The 20,440-nt window shown below is 43.0% G+C and carries 21 protein-coding genes; 5 read left to right on the top strand and 16 right to left on the bottom strand.

The window, feature by feature from the left end; translation table 11 throughout:
- Positions 1-6: 6 nt before the first annotated feature.
- The 8 genes from DESDI_RS05255 to DESDI_RS05220 all read right to left on the bottom strand — a co-directional run bounded on the left by DESDI_RS05255 (position 7) and on the right by DESDI_RS05220 (position 7,965).
- Positions 7-639 (bottom strand): class I SAM-dependent methyltransferase, encoded by a 633-nt coding sequence (locus DESDI_RS05255; RefSeq protein ID WP_051015664.1) that lies wholly within the window; start codon positions 637-639, stop codon positions 7-9.
- Positions 640-660: 21 nt separating this feature from the next.
- The gene (locus tag DESDI_RS05250) at positions 661-1,962 is read right to left on the bottom strand and encodes a B12-binding domain-containing radical SAM protein (RefSeq protein ID WP_172635886.1); all 1,302 of its coding nucleotides are present in this window, start codon (positions 1,960-1,962) and stop codon (positions 661-663) included.
- Between the two features lie 4 nt (positions 1,963-1,966).
- Positions 1,967-3,061, bottom strand: coding sequence for a hypothetical protein (locus tag DESDI_RS05245; RefSeq protein WP_015261598.1), 1,095 nt, complete (start codon positions 3,059-3,061; stop codon positions 1,967-1,969).
- A complete protein-coding gene (locus DESDI_RS05240; protein WP_015261597.1) occupies positions 3,058-4,140 on the bottom strand; it encodes a hypothetical protein in 1,083 nt (360 codons plus the stop codon). The genes DESDI_RS05245 and DESDI_RS05240 overlap by 4 nt, the downstream gene beginning before the upstream one ends.
- Before the next feature lie 185 nt (positions 4,141-4,325).
- Positions 4,326-5,462, bottom strand: a complete 1,137-nt coding sequence (locus DESDI_RS05235) for an ABC transporter permease (RefSeq protein ID WP_015261596.1) — start codon at positions 5,460-5,462, stop codon at positions 4,326-4,328.
- A 12-nt stretch (positions 5,463-5,474) separates the two neighbouring features.
- On the bottom strand, positions 5,475-6,635 hold the full coding sequence (locus DESDI_RS05230; RefSeq protein WP_015261595.1) for an ABC transporter permease: 1,161 nt from the start codon (positions 6,633-6,635) through the stop codon (positions 5,475-5,477).
- Positions 6,632-7,330 (bottom strand): ABC transporter ATP-binding protein, encoded by a 699-nt coding sequence (locus DESDI_RS05225; protein ID WP_015261594.1) that lies wholly within the window; start codon positions 7,328-7,330, stop codon positions 6,632-6,634. Before DESDI_RS05225 ends, DESDI_RS05230 begins: the two co-directional genes overlap by 4 nt.
- A gap of 50 nt (positions 7,331-7,380) precedes the next feature.
- Positions 7,381-7,965, bottom strand: a complete 585-nt coding sequence (locus tag DESDI_RS05220; RefSeq protein ID WP_015261593.1) for a DUF2318 domain-containing protein — start codon at positions 7,963-7,965, stop codon at positions 7,381-7,383.
- Positions 7,966-8,232: 267 nt separating this feature from the next.
- Here DESDI_RS05220 and DESDI_RS05215 point away from each other — a divergent pair, with 267 nt between their 5' ends.
- The gene (locus DESDI_RS05215; protein ID WP_015261592.1) at positions 8,233-8,922 is read left to right on the top strand and encodes a response regulator transcription factor; all 690 of its coding nucleotides are present in this window, start codon (positions 8,233-8,235) and stop codon (positions 8,920-8,922) included.
- 4 nt (positions 8,923-8,926) lie between these two features.
- Positions 8,927-10,324, top strand: coding sequence for a sensor histidine kinase (locus DESDI_RS05210; protein ID WP_015261591.1), 1,398 nt, complete (start codon positions 8,927-8,929; stop codon positions 10,322-10,324).
- A gap of 169 nt (positions 10,325-10,493) precedes the next feature.
- On the opposite strand, the gene DESDI_RS05205 is transcribed toward DESDI_RS05210, so the two are convergent.
- The 4 genes from DESDI_RS05205 to DESDI_RS05190 form a co-directional block, all read right to left on the bottom strand.
- Positions 10,494-12,338, bottom strand: coding sequence for a heavy metal translocating P-type ATPase (locus DESDI_RS05205; RefSeq protein WP_015261590.1), 1,845 nt, complete (start codon positions 12,336-12,338; stop codon positions 10,494-10,496).
- 18 nt (positions 12,339-12,356) lie between these two features.
- Entirely contained in the window at positions 12,357-12,578 is a 222-nt protein-coding gene (locus DESDI_RS05200) for a cation transporter (RefSeq protein WP_015261589.1), read from the bottom strand.
- A 53-nt stretch (positions 12,579-12,631) separates the two neighbouring features.
- Positions 12,632-12,994 (bottom strand): ArsR/SmtB family transcription factor, encoded by a 363-nt coding sequence (locus tag DESDI_RS05195; RefSeq protein ID WP_015261588.1) that lies wholly within the window; start codon positions 12,992-12,994, stop codon positions 12,632-12,634.
- Positions 12,995-13,227: 233 nt separating this feature from the next.
- Positions 13,228-14,166, bottom strand: coding sequence for a DUF2935 domain-containing protein (locus DESDI_RS05190; protein WP_015261587.1), 939 nt, complete (start codon positions 14,164-14,166; stop codon positions 13,228-13,230).
- Between the two features lie 324 nt (positions 14,167-14,490).
- Between DESDI_RS05190 and DESDI_RS05185 the strand changes: the two genes are divergently transcribed.
- On the top strand, positions 14,491-15,039 hold the full coding sequence (locus DESDI_RS05185; protein ID WP_015261586.1) for a nitroreductase family protein: 549 nt from the start codon (positions 14,491-14,493) through the stop codon (positions 15,037-15,039).
- Positions 15,040-15,179: 140 nt separating this feature from the next.
- Here DESDI_RS05185 and DESDI_RS05180 read toward each other — a convergent pair whose 3' ends face one another.
- Positions 15,180-15,755, bottom strand: coding sequence for a DoxX family protein (locus tag DESDI_RS05180; protein ID WP_015261585.1), 576 nt, complete (start codon positions 15,753-15,755; stop codon positions 15,180-15,182).
- 344 nt (positions 15,756-16,099) lie between these two features.
- Here DESDI_RS05180 and DESDI_RS05175 point away from each other — a divergent pair, with 344 nt between their 5' ends.
- Both DESDI_RS05175 and DESDI_RS05170 read left to right on the top strand, forming a co-directional pair.
- Positions 16,100-18,328, top strand: coding sequence for a sigma-54-dependent Fis family transcriptional regulator (locus DESDI_RS05175; protein WP_015261584.1), 2,229 nt, complete (start codon positions 16,100-16,102; stop codon positions 18,326-18,328).
- A gap of 170 nt (positions 18,329-18,498) precedes the next feature.
- Positions 18,499-18,696, top strand: a complete 198-nt coding sequence (locus DESDI_RS05170) for an alpha/beta-type small acid-soluble spore protein (protein ID WP_015261583.1) — start codon at positions 18,499-18,501, stop codon at positions 18,694-18,696.
- A gap of 88 nt (positions 18,697-18,784) precedes the next feature.
- Here DESDI_RS05170 and DESDI_RS05165 read toward each other — a convergent pair whose 3' ends face one another.
- From DESDI_RS05165 to DESDI_RS05155, 3 genes are all read right to left on the bottom strand, one after another.
- Positions 18,785-19,504: a gamma-glutamyl-gamma-aminobutyrate hydrolase family protein gene (locus DESDI_RS05165; RefSeq protein WP_041219743.1), complete on the bottom strand. Its 720-nt coding sequence runs from the start codon at positions 19,502-19,504 to the stop codon at positions 18,785-18,787.
- A gap of 161 nt (positions 19,505-19,665) precedes the next feature.
- Positions 19,666-20,016: a type II toxin-antitoxin system PemK/MazF family toxin gene (locus tag DESDI_RS05160; RefSeq protein ID WP_015261581.1), complete on the bottom strand. Its 351-nt coding sequence runs from the start codon at positions 20,014-20,016 to the stop codon at positions 19,666-19,668.
- Entirely contained in the window at positions 20,013-20,291 is a 279-nt protein-coding gene (locus DESDI_RS05155) for a CopG family ribbon-helix-helix protein (RefSeq protein WP_015261580.1), read from the bottom strand. Before DESDI_RS05155 ends, DESDI_RS05160 begins: the two co-directional genes overlap by 4 nt.
- Between the last annotated feature and the right edge of the window lie 149 nt (positions 20,292-20,440).

The raw sequence follows: 20,440 nt of genomic DNA, 5'->3' as shown, positions 1-20,440 counted from the left end.
TAAACCTCACTCCCTGCTGTCATTTTTCTTACTTAGGGTATAGACGGCAATCCTCGGCATAAAGAAGGCCTTCTTAATAATCTGAAGTTTCCTTACCTCAAAACAATCCTTAACCATGTCCAAAAATTCAGCGTCACTGGGATAATGAGCTTTTCCCGTGGTTAGTTTTACAGGCGAGAGAGCTACTTTATCGTAAACGCTGTTGCCGCTTGCAAAGCCAATGATGAGCCGCCCTTCCTGATTAAGAAGCCGGCTTAGCTGCCTGAAGACTTCCTTAGGGTTACGGTAATAAGGCAGAGAATGGGTACAGATAATCATATCGTATCTTCCCTCAAGCTTGTCTAGATCAGCAGCGTCCATTAGCACATGCTTTACTCTTTTATTCCTTTGCTGAGATATTTCAAGCATCCGTGGGGAATAATCGATTCCTGTAAGGTGCAGTTGGGGAAATTTCTCCCCTATTTGATTAAGGAGTTCACCCGGACCGCAGCCCAGATCCAGAAGCGTCTTCCTGTCAGAGGAAATTTCGGTAATTTCCTTTAAGACATATTCCCTAGTCGGTCCAAGACTGACCTTTTGAACCCAAAGCCTACTATATCGATCCGCCCAGAAATCCCATAGTTTTACTGTCATATTCATCCTTCGCTTTCATCCTAATATCTACCGAGAGGCATCGGCTGATAGGGGGACAATTTTTCTTGTGAGTCTGGAATGAGCAAAAAGCTGCCCTAGGTAAGCATGGATCCTTCTGGACTTGAGAAGCCTCCAATGCAAGCCATAAAAAAGCAAGTAAAATACGGCCTTGGGGAGTTTAGAGGGAAGTACCCTGTGCAGAAAATCAAATTTTCTGGGATCCTCCGTTAGCAGTTGGGATTTTTTATCCTCATAATTTCTTGTGCCTTTGATAGGGGTAAGGATAGAAATCGTATAAACACTTAAACGGTTTTTAGCTATAAACCGGTTCAACCTTTTGAAATCGGCCAAGCTGTAATCGGGTCTCACCATAAACAGAGCCGTTAGGTCGATATCATTTTCTTTAAGCAGTTCAATGACCTTAGGGTAATCCAGAGCATCTGTGAGCTTATTGTACTCCTCCAACTCCCTGTTTTCCGTCGCCTCAAATCCCACGATAACTTCATCAAGCCCGCACTCCTTAAGCTTCCCAAGTAGATCACTCTCTTGGGCAAGGAAGTCTGCCCTTAAATAAGCAATGAGCTTGATGGCCATTTCGCCCTCTTCTTGGGTCAGCTCCCCGTAGGCCTTAATGTAATCTAAAGCCTCCTGCCTGGAAGCCAGAAAAACATCATCCACCACCCAATGGTACTTCGCAGGGGCCTCCTTGACTTCCCTTAACATTTGCTGATAATCACCTTTTACCTGTACCCCGTCATTAATAAGCTTACAATAGCAGAAATCGCAGGAGTAAGGGCACCCCATCCTGTTTTTCACCAAGGCAATCTTTTCTTTGTCCAGGTATCTCGTCCTATTGACCCCATGCCCGGTTAATAATCTGGTTGGTTTTATTTTCTGTGGGGTCTTCACCGTAAGACGGGTTCCTTCACACCAGGCATCGCTGCCGTCCGCAGCTAACCTTCTTACATCCACCCCGGCGCAGGGTATCTCCTTGATATCTCCGCGTATGAACTCTAGAACCTTTTGAAACACGGTTAGATCCTGACTATGAATAACAAAGTCTATAGGGTGGGTTTGAAAGGATTCCCTATTCAGTTCCACATGCACCCCACCGACAATAATTTTGGCTTCCGGATAGATCTTCTTGTAGGCATCTGCTTCCTTAAGAATTTCTCCCTCCGCCGTATTATATCCTGTCAGAACGATAGCCTCAGGCCAAATGTCCTGAGGCTCGGGAAATCCAAAAAGATCATCGACAATATAAGCTTCAACGCCCATCGCTTCGGAGACGGCTTGAAGATAGCCTAGCTCAAGTGGCTCAACCCGCACAGGATTAAGAAGGGTGAATAACGTCCTCGCCCTGACTTTTTTTAGAAAAATCTCCATCCATACCCGCCCTTCCATTGAGTCCTTCGTTTTCCTTGAATACTCGATGGCCAACTGGGTATCCCCTATAGGAGAACCTTCCGGAAAGCTTTCTTAAAATACTATCGACAAAGGAATTGCTATGCCTTATATAAAGATACTTCTTCTCTTCAACACAGCCCAATTTAAGCTTAGCTTCCTCGGAGGTCTGTCCAAGGTTAATCGTTTGATAGCCCTTCTCTATACCATACCTAAGGATAAAAAGAAGCATAGTGTGATAGAGAACTGCACTATGCCCTTCCCGATCTCTTTCGAAACCACAGAACATAAAATGAAGCGTATCCCCTATACCCTTCATTTGGAGGAAGGCGAGCAATTGCCCTGCCGAATTTCTTACTGCAAAGATCTCTGCCTGATATCTTCTAAAAAAATCCTCGGAAAGTATTTCAAGTGGATATTCAGAGCGTTTCATAATGCTTTGATAAAGCTGATAATGCTCCCCTTTAAAAGAAGAGGGGGAAATCTTGTGGAAGGCAAGATCTCCTCCCTTTATCATTGCGATAGTATGCTGCCTTCGGTAGGAGGATCTCATTTCTTTTAAATAGTGTGCGAAGGAGGTAAAACGGTTTTGGAATACTAAATTTGAAAGCGTTTTATTCTCTCCAGGAAAAGCAATATCGGAGTTGAGTACGACTGTAAGTCCCTTGAGGTTATCAAGGGCCTCAAGCACCTTATTTTGCACCGTGATATCCTGTTCACCACGGGCCCATAGACCACTTTGACTTATAGAAAGGGGCATCCCGATTATTCTCGTCCTAACTTTTATGCTCTTGTTCTTCCCAAAACTCAGAAGGTTAAGCTCGCATTGATAGCTGATCAAGATGATGTCTTTGTGGACAAGGTATTCCTGCTTGCAAGGGTTTACCTCTTCTAGAAGTTCAAGCAGATGGATAAGTTCCCGCTTCTCCTCGATAATCTTTTTTAACTTTTCCGAATCATATCCCAGAGTAGCGTTGCCACAACACCAATCCTCAAGAGCTCTAACAGAAAGGAACCTTTTCATTCTGTCACATCCTTAAGGTAGGCCTTGTACTTCTTGTCAACGTGATCCGTAAGTTTTACTCCTAGCATCCTGGAACGATAATTGGAATGAAGAATCCAGCCCGATTCAAAAAAGGAGTACTTCCCTTTTGCCAGCTCGAAAACCTTGTTAATCAGCGCTATCACGGCGCCCTGCCTCATTTCCTGAGGAAGTACTCCTACTTCCACAATTTTAACGGTCTTGACTTTATGTGCCATAAATTTGTTCCTAATGACCGTTCTAACGCCTAAGGTCTCTCCAGGCCTCATAAGTTCGTGGAAGTCGGGATACCACAGCAAGAATCCCACCGGTTCCTCTCCCTTGTAGGCAAACAGAAGGTTTTCAGGCCGCAGAAGGGGCTTAAAGTCCTTGAATAATTCCAAGTCCTCAGCTGCTTTTCTTTCATAGTAAAACGGGTGGTCCTTGAAGGCTTCGTTGTTAATGCTTGTGTAAATTTGAGCATCCCTTTCGAGATTTTTATAATCCAGCTTGCGTATGGAATAGCGTCGATTCACTCGTTCCAGCAATTTTGGGCTAAATAACTCCTCAAGTTCACTCAGATCCTTTCGAAAACTCACCATATCAAGGGCTTCGAACCCGCTCTCTTCAAACAGCTCGTTATAGAAAGCAGGGTTATGCAGGGTTCCAAAGCCCTGTGGTTTCTGATAATCACTAGCCAGGAAGCCAAGCCCATAGTTTACGTGAACATTGAGAGAGCCTGTAAGCTTACTGGCTCCTTTTTCCCTGGCCAGTTCCTGGGCCCGGTCTAGAATAAGCTTAAAGGCTTTTTCATCCTTATAATCCCCTTCGAAAAATGCAATCTGGACACAGTCTGGCATCCTATCGACATAGGCTAAGAGGGCAATCATAATAATCCTGCCGCCCTCTTCCACCATAACCGGTTCAAGATAGGAGGATTTGCAGATCACACTCTTACCCTTAAGGAGACTCTTCAGGAGGCCGGACATGGAGTTCCGCTTCAAGGGGTCTGTTAAATATCTTCTTTCATAAAAGTCTATAAAGACATCAGTCTTAGAACCATGCAAAAATTCAAGTTTCATTTTTCACCATACCATATTTAAAATGACTAAACGTTAGCCCTTTTCATTATATATCAGGCTTATTCATTATGAAAGAAAGGATAGCGTCTTTCCCGTATATCATTTCCTACTCTCCCCCCAGAGTTCCCCCAAAACCTTCCTCGTCATATCACTAACCTTAATCCCAGCTCGGAACTCTACCCCTCTTATATAAACTTAAGGACATCCTGCAGATCTAATTTCAGTGTTCTCCAAGCAGGGTATATCATTGCCACCATTCCTACCAATAGAGAAGCAGCCACTAGAGCACTTCCTAGCCCTAGATGGGTCGAGAAGATGAAAGAATTATATCCTAAAAGCGGCCCGACGATTAAGGGGACAAAGATTCCTATTATATAGCCCAACAGACTTCCCGTGAGGCTAATGATCAAAGCTTCCCGGCCAAATAGGTTAAGAATATGATTTTGTCGAAAACCGATAGCCCGAAGCACACCCAATTCACGAGCTCGGTCATTGACGTTTCCCGCCAAGGTCACGATAATCACTAAGGCTCCTATTAACCCCATAGCTATGGAAATGGTCCAAGAAAAGCTAGCAAAGCGTTCCACACTATCCTTGGAGCCTTGAACGAGCTGAGTCACTTCAGTCACATTAGCCTCAGGTAATACTGGGGCTAATTGAGCCGCAGTTTGCGCTGTGTCTTGAGTGTTGAGCTCAATTAAGGACCATTCGGTAGTGATACCCGTAAGAGAACGAGCCGTATCAATCGTGGCAAAAACTCCTTGATCCTCTGATCCTCCAGTTTCCGCCAGGATTCCTATTACAGGGTATTTAGCCTTGCCGAAGTGCATGATATCCCCGATATGAAGATTTGCACTCATGGCTAATTGTGAGCCAAGGACAATTTCATTTTCCTTGGGAACCTTTCCATCAATCTTCCACCAGGGCTTAATCTTAAGTTCCTGGTCAAAGTCCACCCCAACAATCATGTAGAGTTTCTCTGGGGATTGTATAGAGCCGATTACTTTAGGGGCAATGGTTACTGTCTCCCCCACCTGTTTAGAGATAATCTTCACAGTACTAGAATCAAGCTTCTTTACCTCATATTCCACACTGGAAACAGATAATCCACCATAGCTTAAGTTCAATTGCTCAGTGCGTGGACTAACGACGACATTGGCTCCGTACTCTGTTAAACTTTGTTGTAAGTCCTCCTTCATCCCCAAAGCGAGGATGGTTAAAGCAGAAATCGTTGCGACGATAAAAGCAAAGGTTAGAACAAGAAATAGAGTTTTCCCAGGTCTTCGTCTTAGATTTTGCAGGGCGATATGATTAAGTGTCATAGGTACCTCCGATTAGAAGTAACGTAAAGCTTCTACAGGATCAAGCTTGGTAGCTTTCCAGGCTGGATAGATACTTGCCATAAGGCTGATTCCTAAGGCAGCCAAGATGGAGTACAGCACTAGGATAGGCTGGAACGGTACTTGAAGGGTCATTTGGGCTAAGGACGATCCAAAATTCATGGCTAATCCCATTCCCAGACCAAATCCAATTAAACCGCCTAATACGCTAACTAAGCTTACTTCGTATAGAAACATGCGCAAAATATGATTTTTCCTAAAGCCAATGGCTCGAAGGACACCGATATCTCGAGTTCGCTCTTTTATCGCTGAAATCATGGACATGGCGACCACGAATCCACTGGTAACCAGCAAGATAACCGAAATGACCGTAGCGAAAAGGCTGAACTGATGGACGGTATCATCCCGTGATTCTAAAGTTGATTGAAGGGCCGTAACTTTCGCTTCAGGCAACTTTTCATTCAGTTGCATCGTTACATCTTCAATTGGGCAAGTGTAGCAAAGAACAGCTGCTTCAATAAGGCTAATGGCTGCAGGCTTATTTTCTGCCTTTTGCAAAGTGGCTAAATCCATAAAAATGGCCTGATCGTTTTCAATAGACCCCGTAGGTTGGATAATTCCTCCTACGCGGAATTCCTGACCCTTAAATTGGACAAGCTGCTGGGGGCCTAGCTTAAGGACCCGAGCCACTTCACTTCCGACTAAAACTTCATTGGTGTCAGGAAGTTGTCCCGCTTCTAAGCCATCAATCTCCCACCATTTTTTAAGACGGAGTTCATCAGAGAATTGCACCCCTACGAGAAGTACCTTTTTATCTTGGATATCTGCCTCAGTAAGCAATTTTGGCGATAGGGTTGCTAAGGTTTCATTATTTTTAATCGTTTTCATCAAGGGGATCATGGACATGTCTAGCTCTTTACCTGAGCTAGTCCCCACAGTTACACCGCCAAAGGATAAGGTTTCACCCGCTTTCGGCAGAATCAGAAGGTTTGAACCAAACTGGTCGATCTTATCAGCTACATCCTGTTCCATAGAGCGAGTGGTGGTAAAGAGAAAGACGCTGGAAGAAACGCCGATGATGATACTTAACAGAAGCAATAAAGAACGCAGCTTACGCCTTTTAAGATTTCCTAAGGAAATATCGAGGATCTTCATAGCGCATCACCGACTACTGGCTCAGGGTTTCTTTCGATTATCCCATCCCGAATTTGCACTGAATGAGAAACATAAGCAAGGTTTTCTAGGTTATGGGTTACCATAATAATGGTCTGCCCATCCCGGTTCAAGGACTGGAAAAGCCCGAGGATTTCCTTCGCAGTTGTGCTATCTAAACTTCCCGTGGGTTCATCCGCAAAAAGAAGAACTGGCTCGTTTACAATGGCACGAGCAATAGCCACCCTGTTTTGTTCTCCCCCAGAAAGTTGGTTGGGTAAGCGCATGGACTTATTGCCTAAGCCTACCTTTCCCAGAACCTTTTGGGCCATCTCCCTTTGCTCCTTATCCGAATACTTGGTTATAGCTAAAGGAAGCATCACATTTTCTAAAGCTGTGAGATACGGTATTAACTGATATTGTTGAAAGACAAACCCAATATACTCATGCCGAAAATCGGATCGCCTTTCCTCATCCAATCCATAGATATCTATGTCATCAATCAAAACCTTTCCCTCAGTAGAGGGATTCAAGGCCCCAAGAATACTCAGCAAGGTACTCTTGCCAGACCCTGAAGGGCCAAGCAAGGCCAGAAACTGACCTTGCGTAACTTCCAGATTGATATTTTTTAAGGCAAGAACTTCTCCATCTCCACCTTGATAGACTTTCGAGACATTATTCACCTTGATAAGACTCATCATTCAACCCCCTTAGCTGTCCAAGTTCTTGGTCAGGCTAACCAAGAGATTTAAACTCTTGGTTTCCATGCATCCAGTACAGCTTGATCAACCTCTAGGTTATCTCCGTTTTGGGTATAGACTAAAAGTTCAGGTGGATAATCCTGACATCCGCCACTAAGCCCTTTAAAGGTTTCTAATTCCCAAACCGTGTTGCATGCATTACAAACTATAGTTTCTCCTTCAATCCGGAAAGAATCACTGTTACAAGGTTCACAGATGCTGACAGCCACTACGATACTGCCATCAGGGCGAACTAAAGCAGTAAGCGGAAGGGCCTTGCCAGACTTTTGGTATTGTGTATAAATAAATTTCTTATCCTTTAGTTCTGACAAAGTTGAAACGACGACTTTACCGTTTTCAGCTTTCACAGGGGTAGTTTTAACCTGTTGGATAGCAGTTGATCCACTATAATCAACAGTTTGACCCACAGTGGCGGTGGCAAATTGATCTGAATCAGAGTTTTTGTTCCCCAACATGAAACCTCCAGCGATGATTGCTATGCCTAGAACAATGGCACCGCCAATGAGAGGAGCTTTGCTCTTCTTTGCAGGTTGGGTGAATTTTTCTCTTTTACTGTTATTCTCTTTAGTCATTGATAGTAACCCTCCACAAATTTTATTTATCCATTGGTTTCGTCTCAACATTGGGCTCTTTTCTATTTTTGCTTACGCATATGATTTCCAAGTGAAAAACTCATGAATTTCTCATGAATTTCCGGTTCATTCTAGGAATTTACCTTTCCAACGCCACGTTTGTCTAATAAAATAGGATTAGTAACAACACTATCTCCAAAATCTCTAAATCTCAAGATAGTAAATATCAAACAATTTCAATTAATTTCTAATATGAGGTGAATCTCCATGCGCATACTTTTAGTAGATGATGAAAAAAACATCAGCAATGTCCTTAAAGCCTACCTTCAGCAAGAAGGATTTCAGGTGACTACTGCAATTAATGGGGTGATCGCCTTAACCTTGTTCAAAGAAAACTCCTATGATCTTGTCCTTTTGGATCTCATGCTTCCTGGCTTATCCGGCGAAGAGATTTGTAAAGAAATTCGCAAAATCTCTGCCATTCCTATAATCATGCTCACTGCTAAAGTTGAACTCGAGGATCGTATTCAAGGTTTTCATCTGGGTGCCGATGATTATCTTAGCAAACCCTTTAGCCCCCGGGAAGTAGTGGCCAGGGTAAAAGCCGTTTTGAGACGTTCTTCTGAGACTTCTCCCCTGGCTGATCTGATTACCTACGATAATGGAATTACCATAGATAACTCTCGTCATGAGATCCTTTTGCACGAGGAAGCTGTCCCTCTCACCCCCACCGAATTCAAAATCCTTGGTGCCTTAGCGAAATATCCGGGAAGAGTCTATTCTCGGGGGCAATTGGTGGAAATTGTTCAAGGTCATGATTTTGGCGGGGATGAACGGGTGATTGATGCTCATATCAAAAAACTTAGACAAAAACTAGAGAAAATCCCCAGTCAGCCGAAAATCGTCCTTACAGTCTATGGGGTCGGCTATAAATTCAATCCTCATCAGGAGGAATAAAGACATGCATAAACGACTTTTTCTATCCTTCTTAGCGATTATCCTGATAACTTTGTTATTCAGTATCTTATCCGTCAACTACGTATTCCAAAAACAATTTAGTGATTACCTAGCTCGCTCCACTATAGAAACCTTGGAGCAGCTGCCTGAACGCTTAAGCAACAGTTTTTACAGCCATGGGTGTTGGGATCCAAATTCCCTTAATTCCATCGCGCACTCCCTACCTTTAGGAACACATATCCAGATTAAAGAACCCTCCGGAGAAACCATTTTAACACTTATCAACCCCATGGAAACCATGATGCAAAATGACTCTGATATGGACATGGGCATAGACATGGGGCTAAATTATTCTATTGAAGAATGGAAAAGCAAAACGCTCTCGATTGTTGGTCCTGAAGGTGTCTTTGCTATCGCAGAGGTACGTTATCCTGCCCGAGCTAAAGTTTTAAACCCTGCGGATCAATCTTTTGTCTCCGCTATTTACCAATCCTTATTTATTGCCGGCGCCTTAGTTCTTCTTATCGGTAGTTTATTAAGTTATTGGACTAGTCGGCGTTTGATATCTCCTTTACAACGCTTAACAAGGGCTGCTACACGGGTAGGAGAAGGGCATCTTGATGAGCAAGTTTCTGTGACGAGCAGGGATGAAGTGGGACAACTAGCAACAGCTTTTAATGAGATGGCGGATAATCTTAAAAAACAGGAGCAACTACGCAAGCAATTCACAGCAGACATCGCTCATGAATTACGCACTCCCTTAACCTCAATCCGTAGCTATATTGAGGCCTTTCAAGATGGAGTGCTGCCAGCCGACAACGAAAACCTTACCATCATTAATGAAGAAATCGAACGCTTGACGGGGTTGTCCAGTGACCTTAAGGATCTCAATGTGGCAGAGATGGGTGCCTTACAACCGAATTTCACTCAAGTGGATATCAGCGAGCTCATCGATAAAACAGTGAATAAACTTACCCCACTTATCCAAGAAAAGGGGCTCTCTCTAGAATGGCATAAGCCGGACTCGGTCCATATTGAAGGAGATGAATATCTATTGACTCGCCTTTTCTATAATCTCCTTCACAATGCTTATAAATTTACAGAAAGTCCGGGAACAATCTCAATCCAAATGGAGCCACATCCGGAGAATATACAAGTATCCGTTCGTGACTCGGGGGTTGGTATTCCCGATCAAGATCTTCCCCTGATCTTCGAACGGTTTTATCGAGCAGAAAAGTCTCGCTCTCGGGAAACAGGGGGTACGGGCATTGGGCTGGCCTTAGTCAAGCAGATCACCCACCTTCATCAGGGGACCTTGAAAGTTGAAAGTACACAAGGCGAAGGAAGCCAGTTCACAATCTTACTTCCTCTAAACATTAACGAGCAGATTAATCGTCAATAGCAATACTCCCTATACAGAAACTTGGTAGTAGGCCAAGTTCTGTATAGGGAGTCCTAAGGAGCTTATTCATTTCAAGTATCGCCTGATATGAAACGTTGGAATTCTCTGTCCAAAAGGCTAAGGAGGCTGACTTTAATTCCATAATCATGAAAGGGGCCAAACCTATGGACTAAAGACCTTTCACATCCATGGCTCGGAAGGAATTGAGTATCGCCAGAACTGTCACCCCTACATCAGCAAACACTGCTTCCCACATAGTTGCTAGTCCAAAGGCGCTTAAAACCAATACCGCTACTTTAATGCCGATAGCAAATCCAGCGTTTTGTCGCGCAATCTTTAAGGTTTTCTTAGAAATCTTTATGGCGGTGGCTATCTTTGAAGGTTCGTCATTCATAATAACGATATCTGCCGCTTCAATAGCTGCATCGGAACCTAAGCCCCCCATGGCGATACCAATATCCGCACGAGCAAGTACGGGAGCATCATTGATTCCATCACCCACATAAACTATTTTGCCACCTTCAGACTTTTGCGAGAAGATTTCTTCAAGTTTTTCGACCTTCTCCCCAGGCAAAAGCTCGGCATATACTTTATCTAGACCTAAATCTTTAGCTACCTTTATACCCACACTTTGGGTATCCCCTGTTAGCATAAATGCATGCTTAATATTTAAGTTCTTTAACTGACTTATAGCCTGTGCTGCATCGGCCTTTATTTCATCGGCAATCAAGATATACCCCGCATAATTGCGATTAACCGCCACGTGGACCACAGTTCCTGCTACTTCACCCTTAAAATAAGAAATATTATTCTTTTCCATAAGGCGGAAGTTTCCTGCCATCACCTCTTGATCATCGATAAGAGCCGAAACCCCATGCCCGGCGATTTCTTGAATATTTGAAATGCGTTCATTATCAATCTCTTTACCAAACGCCCGCTTCAAGGAGTGAGAAATAGGGTGGTTAGAAAAGCTTTCGGCATAAGCGGTAAGCTCTAAAAGCTCTTCTTTGCTTAAACCTTCAGGATGAATTTCCTGAACGTTGAAGACTCCTTTGGTCAAAGTCCCAGTTTTATCGAAAACGATGATTTCCGTCTTAGCCAAGGCCTCCAGATAATTGCTGCCTTTTACCAAAATTCCACTTTTGGATGCCCCGCCGATTCCCCCAAAGAAGCTCAAAGGGATGGAAATAACGAGAGCACAGGGACAGGAAACCACGAGAAATGTCAACGCGCGATAGATCCAGTCGCTAAAGGTTGTGCCTTCAAAGACCAAAGGAGGAATTATGGTTAAAAGTACTGCGATAATTACTACGATAGGTGTGTAATAACGAGCGAATTTAGTAATAAATTGTTCAGATTTCGATTTCTTGCTGCTGGCGTTTTCGACCAAGTCTAAAATCTTGGCCACTGTAGATTCTCCATATTCTTTGCTTACTTTTACTATAAGGAGACCGTTCAGGTTAATGCAACCGCTTAATATATCATCTCCGACATTAACTTCTCGGGGGACAGACTCCCCAGTCAAAGCGGTTGTATCCACCATGGAATAACCTTCTAAGACTTTTCCATCAAGTGGAACTCTTTCACCGGGTTTTATCACGATAAGCTCCCCGACACTGACTTCATCAGGATCCGTCTGAACCAGTTCATCCCCACGTTTTACATTTGCATAGTCCGGTCGAATATCCATCAAACTAGTAATAGACTTTCTTGATTTATCTACAGCGTAGCTTTGGAACAATTCCCCAACTTGATAAAACAGCATCACCGCTACCCCTTCGGGATATTCGCCAATTGCAAAGGCCCCGATCGTCGCAATACTCATCAGGAAGTTCTCGTCGAAAACACTCCCGCGAAGGATATTTCTACCCGCCCTTAGAACCACATCCCCACCTATTAGGATATAGCTAGCAATAAATAATGTTAGGGATAGCCCAAACAAATATGGATTAATAAACAGTGCAGCAATAAAAATCACAAACGCAAGAATGATCCGCCAAAGTCTATTTTTCATTTTATACCTCTTCTAAGCCTAAGCCTTTTTCACTATAACTTCGGGCTCGATTTTCTTGACTATTTTTTCGGCCGCTTCAATAATCGAGGCCATCTTTTCCTCTTCTCCTTCGATGACCATCTTCGTTGTCATAAAGTTGACAGTAGCATCATTCACCCCATCCAAGGCGCAAATGGCATTTTCCATTTTGGCAGCACAGTTGGCACATCCTAAGCCTTGTAACCTAAAGGTCTTTTTCATAAGAACTCCTCCTCGACATTCTCGTATTTTTTCTAGAAATGGTATGAAAATGGCTAGACTTCCTTAATATGTTCTAATCCCTTTTCAAATATCTCTTTCACATGGTCATCGGACAGAGAGTAAAAAACTATTTTTCCCTCTTTTCTAAACTTCACCAAATTAGCTTGCTTCAAAGAACGAAGCTGATGAGATATAGCGGATTTAGTCATATTTAAGAGCACAGCCAAGTCGCACACGCACATTTCACGCTCGTCCAGCGCCCACATGATTTTCACTCGGGTGCTATCTCCCAAAACCTTGAAAAAATCCGCTAAATCATAAAGAACATTTTCTTCAGGCATCTTCTTCTTGACTTCCTCGACCACCTCAGCATGGATGACATCACAATCGCAGAGCACTTCATTTTTATTCACCATGAGTTGGCCTCCTTTCTCGCGCTGTATAGATAGTCTTCGCAAATGATTGCTCAACCGTTCAACCATTGATTATTATCATAGTTGAGCGGTTGCTCAATTGTCAATGCTATCTATAAAAAAGTTTGGTAATAATAATTGGTAAAATATTCTTCATCCCAGAGGATAACCCTCAAATATGTAAAACTCAAAGGGCAGAATAGTGTATCCTGCCCTAGTTTCAGTAATGAATTCTTCTACTGCAAGCTCCCTGGATTCTCTAGGATTCTGAGAAAGTGGTTAGCCTCTCTTAGCACATGATCCCCTAGCAGCGGGATGATGATGGATCGGATCTGATTCGCCAAAATTTCTTCTGTAGCCGCCGCCTTGAAATTCCTGATCTCCCTGGTGGCTGCGGTTTCTTCTGTGATCAACCTACCCAATACTAGCCTCGTTGAGATATTTTGTTCCACACTTCGAATTCTTTCGAGAAGGGAAGCAAATAAATCTGCAAAGTCATCCGCTGTGTTGATTAAGGCAACCTCTGTGGGGTCTAGTAATTGAGCTATAAATTCAGCATGCTCTTGCATAATTTGATCCCAGAAGGTCTTTTCTTCAATAATTTCTTGCATTAAATTAATCGGCTCTCTTCTCTGTAAACGCTGTAAATGTTCAACAAAGAAGATAGCTTCACGTCTTATATGCTCTATTAGCAAGGGGAAGTTAAAGGTAAACAAATCGCCGCTTAACATTTCATTGAGAACCAAGGTCTTAAATTGAATGAGTTGCTCGGTTAGAGCGATAGCCCGTCGATTTAACTCGAATACCGCAGGCGCTAAGAATGGATTTGGAGCACCGGGTTGGAGGGCTAACTCCTGTACTGTTAACTCGGTATCAAAAGGTACATCTGAAAGTTCCATGGTCTTTTCTTCTGCTCTAAGAGTCTTATCCGTGACCACTTCACCGGAGGAAAGGACAACGTTACTTACATTCCGATTAGCTAACCGGACAGCCTCACGTAAAAGAGCATTAAATTGTTCTCTAAACTGGCTTGCCTGGTTAGCCAAGTTAGCATCCCTAGACAAGAATCCAGCTTGCAGGAAAAAAGAGTGTTCCTTCATGATGCGCAAGAAAAACAGGTGAAGTTCGAGTGACAATCGTACAAAATCCCTTGATGGAACTCTTTGACAAAACATTTCTATACCCACCCCATTCATTTTTATTTAATACATGATATGCAAACTTCCGGACATGGGTGACAAGCTCGCATCGTAAAAGATTTTAAAATCAATAAGAAAACGAGCTTCACACATCTATCAAGGGTGAGCAGTAGATCAATGGTCGATATGCTTCATAATTCAATTGGGATATTCTGTTTGGGTAAAGCAGATAACAATGATATAATTTTTTAGCGATGTAAATATTTATATTTCATTTACGAAATCGATTTAAGTCAATCTTTCATAAATTTTTATTGCATCAATTTGTGAGTGGATAAATTTGGAGAGGGGCACATCATCATGGATACTTTAATGGCAATTGAGTTAAGGAAAAGCATACGTAATTATCTGCCTAAACCGGTAGAAACCGAAATTATCGCACAACTTTTGCGAGCAGGAAATAGTGCACCCAAAGTGGGTTTTTTTCATATCACTGTCATCGAAAACCCCGAAGTACTTAAGGAAATCAACGACCAAGCCTTAGTTCAATATAAGAACTCTGGTGATAAGCTTCTAATGGGGCCTGCTGCAGTCGAGGGATACCAACCCTTATACGGTGCCCCTGTGTTCTTCCTCTTCTCTGCTCCATTTGCGAGCCCTTCAAATGAAGCAACAGCTTCCTGCGCGGTAACGTGCATCACCATAGCTGCGACAGCTCTAGGACTTGGTTCTTGTTATATTCATTCGGCTTTGCTAGGCATCAAGGGTAATCCTAAGCTCATCGAAAAAATAGGCATCCCTTTTGGTCTCACACCGATCTGTGGTGTTGTCATCGGTTATTCTGCTGATGAATCCTTGACCTCTCCCCGATCCCGATTTACTGAAGAGAATGTTAATTATTGCCGGTAAAAAAGAGCGTCTGTCCTTGAATTATCACTCATGGACAGGCGCTCACAATTTTAATAAAAATTCATTGTACTACATTGAATCATTCATATCGTCTTGTTTAATTTGGGTCTAGCAAGGACTGTGGTAAAAGCACTCTCTTCTTAGACAGCTTGACTCGTTGTGTTAGAACGTCCTGGCTTATTCCCCTCGTCAACCGGGAACAAATGCTGCAAAAATCCTTTGTTCAAGAAGGGGAACTTAGCGACCAGTTTGTTCATAAAGAAGCGATCTACCCCAATTGCCCCAGATGCGGCTGCAAAGTATAAAATGAGCAAGAAGCCAAGAACCATTTGGGGGTTGGAAGATACTGTTCCCGTAAGCAAGAAAGAAAAGTTCATAGTCAGTGCAAAGAAAGCTGCTAAGGTTGTAAAACAGCCAAGGATAAGTCCTAAGCCGATAAGCACTTCACCTGATTTAACCATGAAAGCCATAACGTCGGCATTCGGTAAAAATACATGATTAATGAGCCAAGCCCAAGTATCCGTGACATTCGCTTTTCCTGTTTTGCCCGCGGCAGCTAAAGCATCTGCTGTTTGGGCTAAACCTCCCTTTAAGAATCCACCAACACTGTTACCATTAAAGCCACTTTGGAACTTGCCGATTCCTGCATGAAGGAAGTAGTATCCGAAGTAGAAACGAATAAGTAGGGCAATGACGGATTTGATTGGATTTTTCATAAACTAAACTCCTCCTGTTAAATATGATTGTTATTACCATATTTTTAATTACAATAATCTATTATGCAAATTTCATGCCAACCCTTATTAACTTGAATTTGCCCACCTCTCAAGTTAATAAGGGTTAACTACTTAACATGCAAGAGTTAACAGTGTTAACAGCGTTAACTCTGTTGCGTTCATTCTGAATTCCATGTACTGTTTCAAGGTCTTCGGAAGAATCCAGTTAACATCTGAACTGGGAACAGGTATAATCGATTAATAAGGAGATTTGCTTCTGGTGAAGCACAAACTCCAATAAAAACCGTAAACGTCTGATAGTGGTACGACATAGGAGAATGATCATGAGAGATGAACTTTTTGAATCCTTTCCCTTTGGGATAATTCGTATAGACGAAAACGATACGATTCAACGCAGCAATTATTTTGCTAAGCAGTTAATCCATACGTTGGACCCTGAGTCCCTAAAAATGCTCTTGACTCTAAAACCTAAGAATAATATTACAACTTGGTCCGTAGCTAATCACCATGTTGCACTGAATGTTGAGGTTTTTGAGGTGAGTGGCGATTCTCACCGCCTTCTACTTCTCGGCATGGAATCTAGTTGCACATCAATTCTTCCCTCCCATTTTGAAAGAAGTCTAGAAGATCTAACTACTGATCCTGAAGAAATCATTTCCCGAATTGTGAATTTAATCAGTGATGTGACCTCTTTCGAGCGATTTGATCTGATGCGGGTAGATCCCCATCTTCGCAAATATAGCTATGCTTACTCCATCGGTTTTGGTATTGAAGGAAGCTTATATGCTCCCTACTCAATGATTCGCAAGACAGGTTTAGGCTGGGTTCTAGAGACCGAGTCCCCTCAGCTAGCTTCCTCACTTCATCCCGAAAGCTTCTCTTTTAGTGAAGATCCTTTATTGTATCAGACCGGATTTCGTTCAGCCTTGAGAATTCCTATCCTCTTTGATTACGAGGTCATCGGCGCCATCTTACTTGGTAGCATGAAGCCCTCACAATTTGAAATCGAAGATGCTTATTTAATTAACCAGCTCGCCAAGCACTTCAGTCAGGCCTTCTTTCATTCAGGAATTATCCAGGAACGCACCTATCAGACAATGGCCACTTCGACCTATATGCACAGCGTTGCCAAGAATCTTCAAGTCGAACATGTTCCTGATTTCCTTACTGACTATTGTACTCAATTACAGCACACCACTGAGCTTGAAAACATAAGCCTCTATATCCTCGATAAGCAGCTTCAAAATTACCAATGCCTGGTGAATGTTGGAGAGAACCTTCCTTTTGAAAAAGAGTGGATGCCTCTCAATAAGGGTATGACCGAAATGCTCCATGCTAAAAGTATTGTTTACTACACTATTGCCGATTCTCAATCACTGGGCATAGATCCTTTCCTTGGCAAAGGGTTTACATCTATCCTATACGCTCCTATTGAACAAAACGAGAGTATCATCGCCGTACTTGCTGCCTCAGCCATGGATGAAAAAGCATATTCTCCTCTTCTTGCTGGGTTATTCAAGGTTGCTTCTGAGCAACTCAGCCCCATAATCGCCACACTCCTTCCCCAGTATTCTGGTGGGGCTATCGCGAAATCCCATCCACCTAAGAAATCTCCCTATCAGTCTCCTAAACGAGCAGTTCCTCCTGGATTTTCACGTATTATTGGAAATTCCGATGTCATTCAGGATACGATTCAAAAAGCTGCCCGGGCCGCTCAATATGATTTTCCGATTCTTATTACGGGGGAAACGGGAACCGGTAAAGAATTATTCGCTAAAGCCATCCATCAAGCAAGTCAGGTTGCCCAAGGGCCCTTTATTGTGGTGAATTCTGCTGCTATACCTGCTAACCTCTTAGAATCTGAACTTTTCGGCTACCACGAAGGAGCTTTTAGCGGTGGACTAAAGGGTGGAAAGCGAGGAAAGATTCTTTTAGCTGACGGCGGAACCCTGTTTCTCGATGAGATTGGAGAACTTTCTTCTGAACTTCAAGCTAAGCTCTTACGGGTTATCCAAGAGCAAGAGGTCGAACCGCTAGGAGCTATTAAGCCTATACCGGTTAAGGTACGCATTCTCTCCGCAACTCATAAAGATCTCAATCAAATGGTTGAGCAAGGACAATTCCGCGAAGATTTGCTTTATCGCCTTAACTCCATAGAATTAAAAATTCCTCCTCTGCGCGAACGCGGGAAGGATATTATAGAACTAGCCGAGCATATGCTTCGATACCTTGCCCAGACTCATGGAACTCTTGAAAAAGACCTTTCTCTCGGTGCCCAAGACATTCTGCTTAGATACACTTGGCCGGGAAACATTCGTCAACTCCAAAATATAATGAACCGACTCTACGTATTCGTGGAAGATTCCATCATTCAGTCTCATGATCTCCCTCCTGATCTTCGAGTTTCTGATCCATATAAAGGAAATTCCGAAAAGGAAGAAATTGAACGCTTACTTGGTGAATTCGGAGGAAATAAAACGGCTCTTGCTCATTATCTTGGGATTACCCGTACTGGTCTTTGGAAAAAACTTAAGCGCTTAGGTCTTCAGTGATCCCCCAGTGATTCCCCCTTTAACTCGCTTCTGCACTGCAATCCATAACTTTCCTGTTTATTTTGTTTTGAACAGGTCATACTAGAATCAGTCTCAGAAAACATAAATGACTCAAAGAATTCAGAGCTTCAAAGTTGAAAAATTACAATTTTAAAAGGGGGTTACTTATCATGCCTAACAACAATCAACCTGCTACCCAAGGCGCAAGTCAATCACTGGACCAATTCAAATATGAAATCGCTAACGAATTAGGCGTTCAACTTGGTGGAGACCGCACCAGCCGCGAAAACGGTTCCGTAGGTGGAATGATGACTAAGCGCATGATTCAATTCGCTGAGCAAAACTTAAAGGGTGGTACAAAAATCTAACCCTCTATCCTCTGAAACGTTGTACAAAAGCACTAGCCTTCGCGGCTAGTGCTTTTTAACTTGGTGTCTACGCAGTGGACTAGGACATTCATTTCATCATGCCATAATCTTTCCCTGCCTTAATGAATTGTTGAAATAATCTCTGACTGTTCTTATCTTTGACCATCACTTCAGGATGCCACTGCACTCCCACACAAAACGAGGCTTCCTTCTTTTCAATAGCTTCGATGATTCCATCTGGAGCAACTGCGCTGACAGCAAATTCTCTGGGTACCTCAGCAACCGCTTGATGGTGAACACTGTTGACACTGATGCGCTCTTCACCTAGGAAGTCTTTTAAGTGTGATTCCATAAGAAGAATTTCATGCCAAGGAAAATCACGAGGTGCTTTCATTTTATGTTCCATCGACTCCGGACATTCGCTGACAATATCTTGATAAATCTTACCCCCCGCGGCAATTGCCAGTATCTGGATTCCCTTGCATATGCCGAGAAGAGGCAGATCCTTATCTAAAGCCTTTTGGGTCATGAGAATTTCACTGAGATCCCGATCCGGAAGACATTCACCTACTCCCCGTATAGGTTCTTCTTCCAACAAAATCGGCGATATGTCTCCACCACCCGTGAGAATCAGCCCATCGATTAACCCCACGATATCTTCTGCCTCTTCAACTGTAGCAATAGTCGGTAGTAATATAGGCTGCCCTCCAGCTTGCTTCACAGCCTCTACATAGAGTGCCCGCGGATAAGATTTCAACTCTTCATTGCAGTGTGCAATAGTTATGCCAATGATGGGCTTACGCTCCATCTTCATATTTGACATGGTATCCATTATGTATTCACCCTCCTAGAATAGCTTTGCTTCTCCACTAAGTATTCTATTCAAGAATCCTCTTAAGGTGCGATCGGATAGTGAAGCTTGTCAAATAAAAACAGCATCAGTTGTTCCCAACTAACGCTGTCCACTGCTTATATATCTGTTAGTCCCAAGCTGATTTCGATAGCTTGGTCTACTCTCAGCATCACTTCTTCATCGAGCACGGCGACCTTCTCTTTCAAACGGCTTTTATCTATGGTGCGGATTTGCTCCGTCAGAATCACAGAATCCCGTTCCAAGCCGCTACGTCTTGCCCGTACTTCTACATGAGTCGGCAATTTTGCTTTAGCAATCTGCGATGTAATCGCGGCAATAATAGTCGTCGGACTGAATTGATTTCCGATATCATTTTGGACCACCAAAACAGGACGCGTACCGCCTTGCTCGGATCCGATGACGGGGTTTAGTTCAGCATAATAAATTTCCCCGCGTTTTATAATCATCTCTGACACTCCGCATTAGAATCTTCAAATGTCGGTTGAACTTCATCCTCGGCAAGGAATAATTCTCTTGCAATGGCTAAGTTTAATTGAGCCATTTCCTGATATCCTTTACGCATTTGCTCGCGGATTCCCCGTTTCCGGCGTTCGTGAAGAATACTATTAATTGCTTCGCGTATAAATTCGCTACGATTTCTATTCTCTAATGTAACGACATCATCCACTTCCGCAAGCAAATTCTCCGGTAAACTGATCATTATCCGCTTACTCTCAGCCACATCAGCACCCCCAAGTCATTTAGCCACAGCTATACTCCATTATAGACAATAAACCTAAAAAGTGTCAACGAAGTAGGACCTTAGGAAGGCAAAAAAACCGTCATATCAGCCTTTTTGAGACATGTAAATTTTGGCATCTCATAAATCCC

This window comes from Desulfitobacterium dichloroeliminans LMG P-21439 (genome assembly GCF_000243135.2).
Classification (GTDB): Bacteria; Bacillota; Desulfitobacteriia; order Desulfitobacteriales; family Desulfitobacteriaceae; genus Desulfitobacterium; species Desulfitobacterium dichloroeliminans.
Note: the sequence above shows the minus strand (reverse complement) of the source record. Positions and strands in the feature narration are given on the sequence as shown.